Source organism: Kitasatospora sp. NPDC004289 (assembly GCF_053602875.1).
This window is the reverse complement of sequence record NZ_JBSGEL010000003.1, coordinates 105,467-117,599: the sequence shown is the minus strand read 5'-3', so window position 1 is coordinate 117,599 and position 12,133 is coordinate 105,467. Positions and strand designations below refer to the sequence as shown.

At 75.1% G+C, this 12,133-nt stretch carries 8 protein-coding genes; 3 read left to right on the top strand and 5 right to left on the bottom strand.

Annotated elements, in window-relative coordinates; genetic code table 11:
• Positions 1-16: 16 nt before the first annotated feature.
• From ACWEPF_RS03110 to ACWEPF_RS03095, 4 genes are all read right to left on the bottom strand, one after another.
• Entirely contained in the window at positions 17-1,222 is a 1,206-nt protein-coding gene (locus ACWEPF_RS03110; protein ID WP_452171167.1) for an acyl-CoA dehydrogenase family protein, read from the bottom strand.
• Entirely contained in the window at positions 1,219-4,365 is a 3,147-nt protein-coding gene (locus ACWEPF_RS03105; protein WP_452171166.1) for a non-ribosomal peptide synthetase, read from the bottom strand. Before ACWEPF_RS03105 ends, ACWEPF_RS03110 begins: the two co-directional genes overlap by 4 nt.
• A 153-nt stretch (positions 4,366-4,518) precedes the next feature.
• Positions 4,519-5,799, bottom strand: a complete 1,281-nt coding sequence (locus ACWEPF_RS03100; RefSeq protein ID WP_452171165.1) for a condensation domain-containing protein — start codon at positions 5,797-5,799, stop codon at positions 4,519-4,521.
• Positions 5,800-5,845: 46 nt separating this feature from the next.
• Entirely contained in the window at positions 5,846-7,144 is a 1,299-nt protein-coding gene (locus tag ACWEPF_RS03095; RefSeq protein ID WP_452171164.1) for an MFS transporter, read from the bottom strand.
• A 415-nt stretch (positions 7,145-7,559) separates the two neighbouring features.
• Between ACWEPF_RS03095 and ACWEPF_RS03090 the strand changes: the two genes are divergently transcribed.
• The 3 genes from ACWEPF_RS03090 (at position 7,560) to ACWEPF_RS03080 (ending at position 10,320) form a co-directional block, all read left to right on the top strand.
• The gene (locus tag ACWEPF_RS03090) at positions 7,560-8,333 is read left to right on the top strand and encodes a DUF2278 family protein (protein ID WP_452171163.1); all 774 of its coding nucleotides are present in this window, start codon (positions 7,560-7,562) and stop codon (positions 8,331-8,333) included.
• A 115-nt stretch (positions 8,334-8,448) separates the two neighbouring features.
• Positions 8,449-9,126 (top strand): 2-phosphosulfolactate phosphatase, encoded by a 678-nt coding sequence (locus tag ACWEPF_RS03085; RefSeq protein WP_452171162.1) that lies wholly within the window; start codon positions 8,449-8,451, stop codon positions 9,124-9,126.
• Between the two features lie 219 nt (positions 9,127-9,345).
• Positions 9,346-10,320 carry a serine protein kinase RIO gene (locus ACWEPF_RS03080; protein ID WP_452171161.1) on the top strand — a complete coding sequence of 325 codons (975 nt, stop codon included), beginning with the start codon at positions 9,346-9,348 and terminating at the stop codon, positions 10,318-10,320.
• An 83-nt stretch (positions 10,321-10,403) separates the two neighbouring features.
• Here the strand turns inward: ACWEPF_RS03080 and ACWEPF_RS03075 are convergent, their stop codons facing one another.
• The gene (locus tag ACWEPF_RS03075) at positions 10,404-12,062 is read right to left on the bottom strand and encodes a GDSL-type esterase/lipase family protein (RefSeq protein WP_452171160.1); all 1,659 of its coding nucleotides are present in this window, start codon (positions 12,060-12,062) and stop codon (positions 10,404-10,406) included.
• Between the last annotated feature and the right edge of the window lie 71 nt (positions 12,063-12,133).

The window sequence follows — 12,133 nt, the reverse complement described above, 5'->3', positions numbered from 1 at the left end:
AGGGGGTGAGGGGCGGTCAACTCAGGCCCATGGCCTGGGCGATGATCACCTTCTGGACCTCGGAGGTCCCCTCGATGATCGTCATCATCCGGACGTACCGGTACAGCTGCTCCAGCGGATGGCCGCGCACCCAGCCGGTGGCGCCGTGCACCTGGAGCGCGCGGTCCACCGCGCGGACGGCGGTCTCGGAGGAGGTCAGCTTGGCGAGCGCGGCGTTCTCCGGCGCCTCGGTGCCCTCGTCCACCAGCCGGGCGCAGGCCAGCGTGAGCAGCTTCGCGGCCTCCACCTCGGCGCGGGTGGTCACCAGGTGCTCCTGGACGTGCTGGTAGGTACCGATCCGGGCGCCGAAGGCCTCCCGCTCGCGGGCGTACTCCACCCCCAGCCGCAGCGCGTACTCGGCGATGCCGTCGCACATCGCGGCCACCACCAGCCGGCCGCGGGAGAGGCTGTCCATGGCCAGCGCGGCCGCCGCGCCGATCCCCTCCTCGCCGCCGATCACGGCCTCCTCGGGGGCCAGGACGCCGTCCAGCAGCAGCTCGAACAGCGGCTCGCCGGACATCCCCTCGTAGCGCTGGCCGATCCGCAGGCCGGGGGTGTCCATCGGCAGCACGAAGGCGGTGGCACCGGCCGTCGGGCCGTGGCCCGTGCCGAGGTCGGTGGCGGTGACCACCAGGACGATGTCGGCCCGGTCGGCGTTGGAGACGAAGGTCTTGCGGCCGTCGACCCGCCAGCCCCCCTCGGTGCGGACGGCGGTGGTGGTCAGCCGGAACGCGTCCGACCCGGCGTGCGGCTCGGTCAGCGCCAGGCAGCGCGCGGACTCGCCGCGCACCAGCGGGACCAGGTAGCGCTCGATCTGCTCGGGCGTGCCGTGCCGCAGCAGCGGACTCGGCCCGTCCGAACCGGCCAGCGCGTACGGGGCGAGCGGGCAGCCGCTGCGCCCGGCCGCGTGGTGCAGCAGCACCACGGCGGTGAACGGCATCCCGGCGCCGCCGAACTCCTCCGGCTGGTCGCCGGCGTAGAAGCCGAGCGCGGCGGAGCGGCGCCGCACGTAGGCCCGCAGATCGGCCGGCACCTGGTCGGCGGTCTCCGGCAACTCGGCGGCGAGCGGCACGAGTTCGCGGCGGATGAAGCTCTCGAAGGACTCGACCAGCTCACGGTGGCCGTCGGCCAGCACGGCGGAGGGGGAGAGGGTGCGCGGGGTGGTCGGCGGTGCGGCGGTCATGCGGCACCCCCGGTCAGGACGCGGGCCTGGTCCGCCAGCACCGGGTGCCGGAAGAGGGTGCGCAGCGCGGGCCGGCTGCCGAGCAGCGGCTCCAGCTGCGCGGCGAGCTGCGCCGCCAGCAGCGAGTGGCCGCCGGCTTCGAAGAAGTGCGAGTCGGCGGTGAAGGAGTCGTGGCCGAGCACGGCGCGCCAGGCCTGCGCGACCAGCTCCTGGGCCGGGTCCTCGAAGGTGGCCGCAGGTGCTGACTCCCGTTCGGTGGAGGGGAGTTCGGACGCCATGCGGGCCAGCGCGGCGCGGTCCGGCTTGCCGCCCGGCAGCAGCGGCATGGCGGCCAGGGCCGTCCACTGGGCCGGTACCAGCGCGGCGGGAAGCCGCTCGGAGAGCGCGGCGTGCAGGGCGGTCCGGTCGGGCTGCTCGGCGGCCTCCAGGAAGCCGAGCAGCAGCGGGGCGCCCGCCTCGTCCCGGTGGAGGACCACCGCGCAGGAGCGGCCGCCGAGTTCGGCCGAGGCGGCGGCCTCGATCTCCTCCAGCTCGATCCGGAAGCCGCGCAGCTTCACCTGGTTGTCCTGGCGGCCGAGGAACCAGAGCCGGCCCGACAGGTCGCGGTAGCCGCGGTCCCCGGTGCGGTAGACCCGCTCGCCGTCCAGCGCGGGGACGTTCACGAAGCGCGCCGCCGTGACCTCGGGCAGGCCGAGGTAGCCCTCGGCCAGCGCCTCGCCCGCCACCACCAACTCGCCCACGGCACCGGCCGGGAGCGGTTGCAGGCCCTCGTCCACGACGTGCACCCGCACCCCCGGCAGCTCGGTGCCGAGCGGGATCTCGGCGGCCTCCAGGTCGGCGGCCGAGACCTCGTGGGCGGTGGAGGTGACGGTGGCCTCGGTGACGCCGTAGGCGTTGACCACGGTCGCGGCGGTCGCCGCGGTGACCTCGCGCAGCGCGGCGGCCGGCAGCCGCTCGCCGCCCAGCACCAGCAGCCGGGGCGCCCAGCGCCCGTCCGCCAGCGCCTCCCGCAGCTCCTCGCGGACGGCCAGGAAGTAACTGGTCGGCAGGTTGGCCACGGTGACGCCGCGGGCCGCCAGCACGGCGACCAGCTCCGTCCCGGTCGGCACCTCGCGCTGGGGCAGCACCAGGGCGGCCCCGGCCGCCAGCGAGGGCAGCACCTCCTCCAGCGCCACGTCGAAGGAGGGCCGGGCGAAGAGCAGCACCCGGTCGGCGGCGGTCAGCCCGTACCGCCGCACGACACCGGCGACGTAGCGGGCCAGCGCCCGGCGTCCGACCAGGACGGGCTTGGGCACCCCGGTGGAGCCGGAGGTGTGGATCACGTAGGCGGCGCCGTCCAGGACGGCGGCCGCAGCGGCCGGCGGGAACGCGGCGGGGCCGTCCAGCAGTGCCGGGGTGACGCCCGTGGCGGGCAGGGCCAGCGCGCTCTGACGGGTGGCCAGAACCAGGGCGGGGGCCAGCCGTTCGATCAGCAGGCCGAGGCGGGCGGCCGGGTCCTCGGCCGAGAGCGGCGCGTACACCGCGCCGAGGCGCAGGCAGGCCAGCAGGGCCACCACGCCGTCGGTGCCGCGCGGCAGCACGGTGGCGACCGGCTGCCCGGGCACCACCCCGGCGGCGCGCAGCCGCTCGGCCAGGGCGCCGACCCGGCGGTCCAGCTCGCCGTAGGTGAGCCGCTCGGTGGCGGCCAGCAGGGCGAGCGCCCCGGGGTCGTGCGCGGCCACCGGGTCGAGCCCGTCGAATCCGTCGGGCTCCCCGGTCGTCTCCCTGGTCGTCTCCTCTGTGCTCGACTCCGGTGCGAAGACGGCGAGTTCGGCCAGCGGAGCCCCGGGCCGGTCCAGGTAGGCGCGGAGCAGGCCGACCATGCGCTCCGCCAGCAGTTCGGCGACGGCCTCGCCGAACAGGTCCACGTCGTAGTCCCAGATCAGCATCATGCCCGCCGCGCCGTGCTTCTCGCCGACCACCCGGCGGTCGTCCGGCAGCAGCACCACGTCCAGGTCGAAGCGGGTGGTCCCGGTGTTGAAGCCCTCGTAGAGCGAGACCTCCAGGCCGGGTGCCTGGACGTCGGGCAGCGAGGCGTCGTGCGCGCTGAACATCACGTCGAACAGCGGGTTGTCGGCGCCGGTGGTGTGCAGCCCGAGCGCACGGGTCAACTCCTGGACCGGGACGTCCTGGTGGGGCAGCGCCCGCAGCAGCACCTCGGTCACCTCGTCCACCGCCTCGGTGCCCGGCGCGGCCGGGTCCAGCCGCAGCCGCAGCGGCACGGTGTTCACGAACATGCCGACGGTGCCCTCGAAGCCGAGCGGCCGGTTGCCGACGGCGGTGCCGATCACCGTCTCGCGGTGGCCGCCGTGCCGGCGCAACAGTTCGGCGAAGAGCGCGAGCAGGGTGCTGTACGGGGTGTGGCCGTCGGCCCGGCTCCGCTCGCGCAGCCGCTCGGCCAGGTCGGCCCCGATGGTCTGGCGCAGCTGACCGCCCCGGTGGCGGCGCACGGCGCCGGGGCGGGCCAGCCCGGGCAGGGTGAGGTCCAGCGGCGCGTCCGCCAGCTCCTGGCGCCAGAACGCCAGACTGCGTGCGCGGGCCTCCGCCCGGGCCTCGGCGGTGGCGGGGTCGGAGCCCTTCCTGGCGTGCTCCTCGTAGGACGGGGCCGCCGGCAACTCGGCCTTCTCGCCCAGCACTTCGGCCCGGTAGACGGTGAAGAGGTCGCGCAGCAGGACCGCGAAGGAGTGCCCGTCGTGGATCAGGTGGTGCTCCACGTGGATCAGCCGGTGGTGGTCCTCCGCCAGCCTGACGAGGTGCCAGCGCAGCAGCGGGGCGCTCTCGGTGTCGAGCGGCTCCTCGGCCTCGGCGGTCAGCAGGGCGCGGAACGCGGCCTCGGGGTCGGCCTCGGCGGAGAGGTCGCTGGTGCGCAGCCGGGGCTCGGTGCGCCCGCCGACGCGCTGACCGGGCAGGCCCTCCGCGCGCGGGACCAGCTCCAGCCGCAGGCCGGGGTGGTGGGCCAGCACGGCGGTCAGCCCGGCGCGCAGGGCCCCGGTGTCGAGCGTGCCCCAGAGGTCCAGGGCCGCGGTGAAGTTGTAGGCGCGGCTGCCGGGGAGCATCTGCTCGTGCAACCAGACGATCTCCTGCGAGGAGGAGAGGTCGAACATGGTGGGTTCCCTTGCTGTGGCTGGTGCGTGTGGTCGGGGCGCGCCCGTGTGCGGGTGCGCGCCCGCGGACGGTGGCCGGGGTGGTGGCCGTCCGTCGGGGGAGCTGTGGGGGGCCGGACGCGGACGTCCGGTGGTCTCTCGGGGCCGGGTCCGTCAGACCCCGGCGGGGAGCGGCGCGAGGTGGTGGCGCAGGGTCAGGAGCAGGGCCTCGAAGGCCGCTTCGGCGTCCCGGTCGTGACAGCGGGCGCGGTCCCAGACCAGCCGGACCAGCAGCTCCCGCTCCCCGTGCGAGGCGGCGACCGCGAACGGGGCGCCGATCGGCCGCCCGGAGGGGTGGGTCTCCCGCCCGGCCACGCCGTCGAGCACCAGGGGCGGTCGGCGCCGCAGGTCCTCGAAGGTGAGCAGCCCGTCCAGCGCGCCGGACCAGTGGGCGCCGCCCGAACGGGCCGCGTGCACCACCTCGTCGAACGGGGTCCCGGCGTGCTCCAGGTCGTCCCACCAGGCGTCGGCCAGCCGGTCGAGTTCGGCGGGGCCCGCGGCGCCGGGGTGGACCAGGGTGTTGAGGAAGCACCCGACCACCTCCGCGGCCGGCCCCGGACGCCCGCCCCAGGGGTAGCCGACGGCCAGCGTCCGCCGAGTGTCGAGCAGCCGGTGCCCGGCGGCGCTCACCGCGTCCAGCAGTGCCGGGAAGACCGAGCCGCGGGCGGCCCCGGTGACGGCGGGCAGCCGCTCGGCGAGCGCCCCGGTCGGCCGGGTGCCCTCCGGAGCCTGCGCCCCCTCGCCGAGCCGTCCGAGCCGGGCGGCCCAGTGCGCCCGCGCGGCGGGGGAGGCGGCCTCCTGCTCGGCGGCCAACTGGAGCTCCACCGCCTCCCGGTAGGCCGTCAGCCCGTCGTCCTCCCGGCCTCCGGTCCCGTCCAGCGCGTACGCCTCCGACAGGCCCGCCGTGACCAGGCCGAGCGACTGCTCGTCACAGGCGGCGTGGTCGAGCGCGACGGTGAGCAGCTCCTGCTCCGCGCCGGGGCCGGCGGCGAGCAGCAGCCTCAGCACCGGCCCCTCGGCGGGCCAGGTGAGCAGCGCCTCGCGGGCGGCCTCCTCGGCGGAGCCACCGGGCGCGACGACCAGTTCGGCGACCTCCGCGGCGGGCTCGCCGAGCCGCAGCACCGGGGTGCCGCGCACGGTGGTGAACCGGCCGCGGAGGGCGGGATGACGCGCCGTCAGGCGGAGTGCGGCGCGCCGCAGCCGGGCCGGGTCGACGGTGCCGCGCGGGAAGAGGAAGAACAGCGGCACGGTGTCCGGCCGGGCCAGCGGGCGCATCCGCCGGGCGAGCAGGAAGCGGCGCTGCGCGCCGGTGAGCGGGAGCGGTCCGTCCGGGCCGGCGGAGCCGGCGAGCGTCCGGTACCGGGCGAGGTAGGCGGCGGTGATGCTGGTGTGCACGGTCGTCTGCTTTCGGGTCGGGTGCCCTCAGGCGCACCGGGCAGGTTCAGCGGGCGGTCGAGGTCGAGGTCGAGGTCGCGGTCGCGCGGGGCTCGGCCCCGTCGGCGGGCAGGTCGTGCAGCCGACGCAGCGGCGACAGGAGCAGGGGGAGGGGGACGGCGAGGAAGCCGAGGGCGCAGACCCAGAGGGCGGTGCGCGGCCCGGCCGCGTCGGCGACGGCGCCGCCGAGCAGCGCGCCCAGCGGGAGCGTTCCCCAGACCAGGAAGCGCATGGTGGCGTTCATCCGGCCCAGCAGCTCCGGCGGGCAGAGCGCCTGACGCAGGCTCACCTGGGCGACGTTGTAGACCACGGCGCCGAACAGCACCACCGCCGAGCCCACGGCGAACAGCACCGGTGCCGCCGGACCGGCCGAGAGCGGCCAGAGCAGCGCGAACGGCGCGGCCAGCAGCGCGGACAGCCAGATCACCCGGGCCTGGCCGAACCGCGCGGCCAGCCGGCCGGCACAGAGCGCGCCGGCCAGCCCGCCGAGCGCCGAGACCGACAGCAGGACGCCGATCGCACCCGGCGACAGCTCCAACTCCCGGACCCAGAAGACGGTCTGCACGGCCATCAGGACCGCGGCGAAAAGGTTGGACAGCCCGGTCGCGGCCGCGATGGTGCGCAGCAGCGGGTGGCCGAGCACGAACCGCAGGCCCTCGGCGACCTGGGCCCGCAGCGAGCCCACAGCAGCGGGCCGCGGCTCCTCCTCCACGGCGCGGATCCGGCCCAGCAGCAGCGCCGAGGCCAGGTACCCGACGGCGTCGGCGACGATCGCCAGTGGTGCGCCGAGGAGTTGGACCAGCCCGCCGCCCAGGCCCGGGCCGACGATCTGCGCACTGGAGCGGACGGTCTCCAGCGCGCCGTTGCCGGCCACCAGCCGGTCGCGCGGCAGCAGGGAGGGCAGGTACGACTGGTGGGCCACGTCGAAGAAGACCGTCGCCACGCCGGTGACCAGCGCGACGGCGTAGAGCTGGGCCATCGTCAGCACGCCCGCCAGCGCGGCCGGTGGGATCGAGCCGACGGCGAGCAGGCGCACCAGGTCGGCCCGGACCAGCACCGGCAGCTTGCGCATCCGGTCCAGCCAGGCCCCGGCGGGCAGGCCCACCAGGACGAAGGCGGCGGTCTCGGCCGCGGTCAGCAGGCCGACCTGGAAGGCCGAGGCGTGCAACTCCAGCACCGCCGCCAACGGCAGCGCGACCAGGGTGACCTGACTGCCGGCCTGACTGGTGGCGGCGCCGAGCAGCAGGTGCCGGAAGTCGCGGTGGGCGAGCAGGCGGTCCTGGGACGGACGGGGTTCTTCGTTCACCCGAGTGACTGTCGGTCACGGATTCGAATCGGGGCAACCACCTCGATCATTTCCGGCCCCGGGCCGCCGACCGGTACCGGACACCCCCGCGGGGCCGTCCGGCCGGGCCGGTGGTGACCCGGTTCGTCTCACGATCCGGACGCTGCCCGTCCGGCACCAGCGGTGATCCCCGCCGCCGGCCGCCCAGGCGCGCCGTCCGGCGGAGCGTCCGATATCCGGGTCTTCATCTTCCGGTCACCGGACGGACCCTCAGAACATGGCCGGATCAGAGTGCCTGACCGTTCCCGGCCATCGGCACAGAGTGACGGAGGACTGCCCGTTCGGGCAGCTCGGAGGGGGCGAACGGTCCCCGACGGGGTTGCCGTGCCGGGCCGTTCGGCCTGCGGTCGGGTCGTGGTGGGCGGAGAGTGGGGGTATGGCTCTTCCGAACTACGGGGTCGCCATCGGAAGCCTGCACGACTTCTCCCGCGACCCGACCCACGACTTCGGCCAGTGGTACCACGGGCACCTCTTCCTCGAGACGCCCGTCGGCGTCTACCAGGCCGCCCTCGACGTGGACGCCCCCGGCAGCGTCGGCGTCAGCTACCGCGTGGTCGACGACCTGACCGGGGCGGACATCGCCGGCCTGCGCAACCGCCCCGACGGCTTCCACCACCTGGTCTCCTCGGCCACCTCCGGCGCCCTCGACTACGTCCGCAGCCCGCTGCTGCGCAACCGCCTCTGGTTCGAGTGGATCACCGCCGTCTCCGCCCGCCTCCACCACACCCTCGCTCCGCACCCGCCCGGCAGCCCGATGTTCGGCCCGGACCTCTCGGACTCGCTGGCCACCTCGGTGACCAAGCTGCGCCGTCGCATCCTCGGCCTCGGTGGCCTCGACCACTTCCGCCCCTACCTCCGCTTCTTCCCCTGGATCGCCAGCAACGGCGACAACGCGCTCGACGTCCTGCTGCCGCACCTGGAGGCCGCCGCCCGCATCTACGTCTTCGGTCAGGCCTTCACCACCGGCCTCGGCGTCCACGACGTCCACCTCAACCAGGGCGACCCGGTGGGCAGTCAGTGGTACCCGAGCAACGGGCCCTGGCAGGACGGCGCCGTCGTGTGCGAGCGGCCCGGCGGCCAGGTGGTCGTCTGGCAGATCAAGTTCAACACCCAGTCCCTGCACACCGACGCCTCCGGCCACCCGATCTGAGACGGCCCCGGGGCCGGTCGTCCAGCCGGTCGCCCGGTCGCCCGGTCGGCTGCCGCGCCGGCCGCCGCGCCGAAATTCCCGGCGGGGCGGCCGGCCTCCGTGTCAGAGTCCACGGATGGACGCGCGCTTCCTCGCCATCGAAGACCTGACCGGAGTCCCGCCCGTGGCCGTGGTGGTGGACGTCATGCGGGCCTTCACCACCGCCGCCTGGGCCCTGGGCCGCGGAGCCGAGCGGATCGTCCTGGCCGCCACCCTGGACGAGGCCCTGGAGCTGAAGGCCCGTCACCCCGACTGGCTCGCCCTCAAGGACGGCCCGGCCGCCCCCGGCTTCGACGCCGTCAACTCGCCCGGCCTGCTGCGCACGGCCGACCTCGGCGGGCGCACCGTCGTCCAGAAGACCACCGCCGGAACGGTCGGCGCCCTCGCCGTGCGCGACGCGCCGCTGGTGCTCTGCGCGAGCTTCGCGGTGGCCGGGGCCACGGCCGCCGTGCTGCGGGAGCACCGCGCCGAGCAGGTCACCTTCGTGGTCACGGGGGAGCGGGGGCGGGCGGAGGAGGACCTGGCCTGCGCCCAGTACGTCGCCGCGCTGGCCGACGGCGCCGCCGACGCCGAACCGTACCTGCTGCGCGCGGCCGGCTCCCTGGCGGCCGCCGAGCTGGCGCAGGGCGTCCGGGAGGGCGTCCACCCCGACGACGTGGCGCTCTGCCTGGAGCTGGACCGCTTCCCGTTCGCGCTGGTGGCCCGCCGGGAGGGTGCCTCGACGGTGCTGCGGGCGCACCCGGTCGAGGGCTGAGGGAAAACCACTTGCGTCCGCGGGCGGGCCCGCTGTTATGGTGATCGCGCTGTTGTGAGTCCGGAAGTTCCGAGGAGGTGTGTCCGAATGGTTGCCGCCGTGTCGCGGCGCGCTTCTTCGTGCGCGCCATACGCCTACTTCCGTTCCCAGCCCACCGGCTGACGACGCGTCACACCCTTCGACGCACCCCGGTGGGCCGACTCCTCAGGAGCCCCCGCAGTGCGCGAGCGTTTCGCCGACAGTGATTCCTTCTCCCGTATCCGCCCCAAGGGCGGCGCCCGGCGCGGCCGCCGGAACGAGCGGTTCGACGACGTCGAGCCCGAGTACTTCTTCCCCGAGTTCCCCGTCGAATCCGTCGACTCCTTCGACGAGGACGCCGAACCCACCACCCCTCCCGCCGGTGACGGCCCGCCGGAGGGCGACCGCTGGTCCACCTGGGACCAGTCCACCCCGACCGAGAAGGGCCCCGAGCCCCGCCCGGACTGGGTGGTGACCGAGCTCGCCGCCGTCGACACCGAGCTCGGCATCGTCAAGACCGGCAAGGAGGCCGACGTCTTCCTGCTGGAGCGCGCCGTCCCCGGCACCGGCCGCCGCACCCTGATGGCGGCGAAGCGCTACCGCGACGCCCAGCACCGGATGTTCCACCGGGACTCCGGCTACCTGGAGGGCCGCCAGCACAAGGAGTCCCGGATCAGCCGGGCCATGGCCAAGCGGACCTCCTTCGGCAAGGAGGCCATCGCCGGGCAGTGGGCGGCGGCCGAGTTCACCGCCCTGTGCCGCCTCTGGGAGGCCGGGGTCGCCGTGCCGTACCCGGTGCAGATCACCGGCACCGAGATCCTGATGGAGTTCGTCGGCGACGAGCACGGCGTGGCCGCGCGGCGGCTCGCCCAGTACGCCGCCGAGGAGGTGGACGTCCAGGACCTCTGGGACCAGCTCGGCCGCAGCCTCTCCGTGCTGGCCCGCCAGGGGTACGCCCACGGTGACCTCTCCGCGTACAACACCCTGGTCCACGAGGGCCGTCTGGTGATCATCGACGTCCCCCAGATCGTCGACGTCATCGCCAACCCGCGCGGACGCTCCTTCCTGGAGCGCGACGTGCGCAACATCGGCGCCTGGTTCGTCTCCCGAGGCCTCCCCGAAGCCTCGGTCGACGCCCTGGTGGAGGTGCTCGCCTTCGACGCCCGGCTCGACTGACGGCTCGGAGCACGGAGCACGGAGGCCGGGGGCGGCCGGGGTACTCCCCGGCCGCCCCCGGCCTCCTCCGCGTCAGCGCGGGCTCACCTGGTGAAGGCGGCGGTGGCGCTCAGCGAATCCGCACCGCCGGCCGGCTCGGCCCAGGTGTTGACGGTGCCGGTGAGGTGGTTGAGGTCGAGCTCCTTGAGGCGGCCGCCGCTGGTGGCGAAGACGTGCTCGACGCCGTTCGCGGTGGCGCTGGCGATCCGGGTGATGCCGGTGCCGGGCATGACGGTCCAGTTGGTCCAGCGCCCGGCGGCGAAGTCGCCGTCGGTCCGGGCCCAGGTGCCGTTCAGCCCGACCGCGCTGACGTGGACGGTGCGGCCGGAGGCGGAGGCGGCCACGTCCTGGGCGGTGACGGGGCTCGACCCGGCGGTGGTCCAGCCGCTCCACCTGCCCGCGCAGTAGTCGCCGTCCTTCTCCACCACCTGGTTGGTGGCGGCGTCGACGGCGAAGAGGTGGTTGACGCCGTCGGTGGTGGTGGCGCTGGCGACGCGCTTGAACGTGCCGCCGTGGTCGGTCCAGCCGGTCCACCGGCCGGCCTCGTAGTCGGCGTCGGCGTTGTAGAGGTGCCCGTCCTCGCCGACCACGACCAGGTGCAGAGCGTGGTTCAGCGCGGACGCGGAGACGGCGGCCGCGCGGACCGGGAGGGTGCTGCCGAAGGAGGGCTGGAACCAGCCGGACCACTGGCCGGTGGCGTAGTCGCCGTCCTGCTCGTAGACCTTGCCGTCGCGGATCGCGAAGATCCGGTTCACCGAGAAGGTGGCGGCGCTGGTGACCTCGGTGACGCCGTCGGCGCCCATGTCGTTCCAGGAGCTCCACCGTCCGGCCGCGAAGTCGCCCTCGGCGTTGCGCAGCCGGCCGTCGTTGAGGTCGACCAGACGCACCTTGTCCTCGGGGCGCGGCAGCGAGGTGGCGGTCCCGGTGAACCAGCGGGCGCTGAAGGCCTGGTCGAGCGGGGCGAAGAAGCGCTGGGCGAAGGCGGCGTAGCCGGCGTCGTTCGGGTGCAGGCCGTCGTTCATCTGGGACGGCGTCAGATCGGGGGCGGCCACGAAGCGGAAGTGCCGGCCGGCCTGCTGCTGGGCCGACTCCTCCTGCCCGAGGCGGCGGTTGAAGGTGTCGATGTTCCCGGTGATGCCCACGGGCATCGGGTTGTTCATGCCCGTGCTGGTGGGGATGAGGCCCTGCATGATGACGGTGACGCCGGGCTGCTCGGCGAAGATCCTGTTCACCAGGGCGACCGCGGCGTTGGCGGTGTCCGTGCCGTTGGCGCCCTGGTTGAGGTCGTTGATGCCGACGTGCAGCAGCACCACGTCCGGGCGGGCGGCGGCCAGCCAGCCGCCGGCGACGCCGTCGCTGATCTGGCCGACCCTGAACCCGGGGTGGCCCTCGTTCGCGGGGTCGTCCATCGCGCCGTTGCGCTGCGAGCCGAGGAAGTCGATCGCGAACCGGCCGCCGGCGGTGGCGAGGTCCTGGAGCGGGCCCCGGTAGCCGTTGCCGCTGCAGCTGCTGCGGCCGAAGGTGATCGAGTCGCCCAGCGGCAGCACCCGGACCACGGGCGCGTTCGCGGCGGCGCTCGGGGCGGCGGCACCCGCGGTGCCGCCCGCGGCGACGGCTGCGCTGCTGGTGGCGGGTGCGACGGCGGTGCACCCGAGGGCGACCGTCAGGACGGTGGCGGCGGTGAGTGCGCTCTGGCGGGGCATGTCATCTCCAAGTGCGGCACCGCTTCGCGGCGGTGCGGGTTCACGGTCGGTGGGGAGGCCTGCGGGTGTCG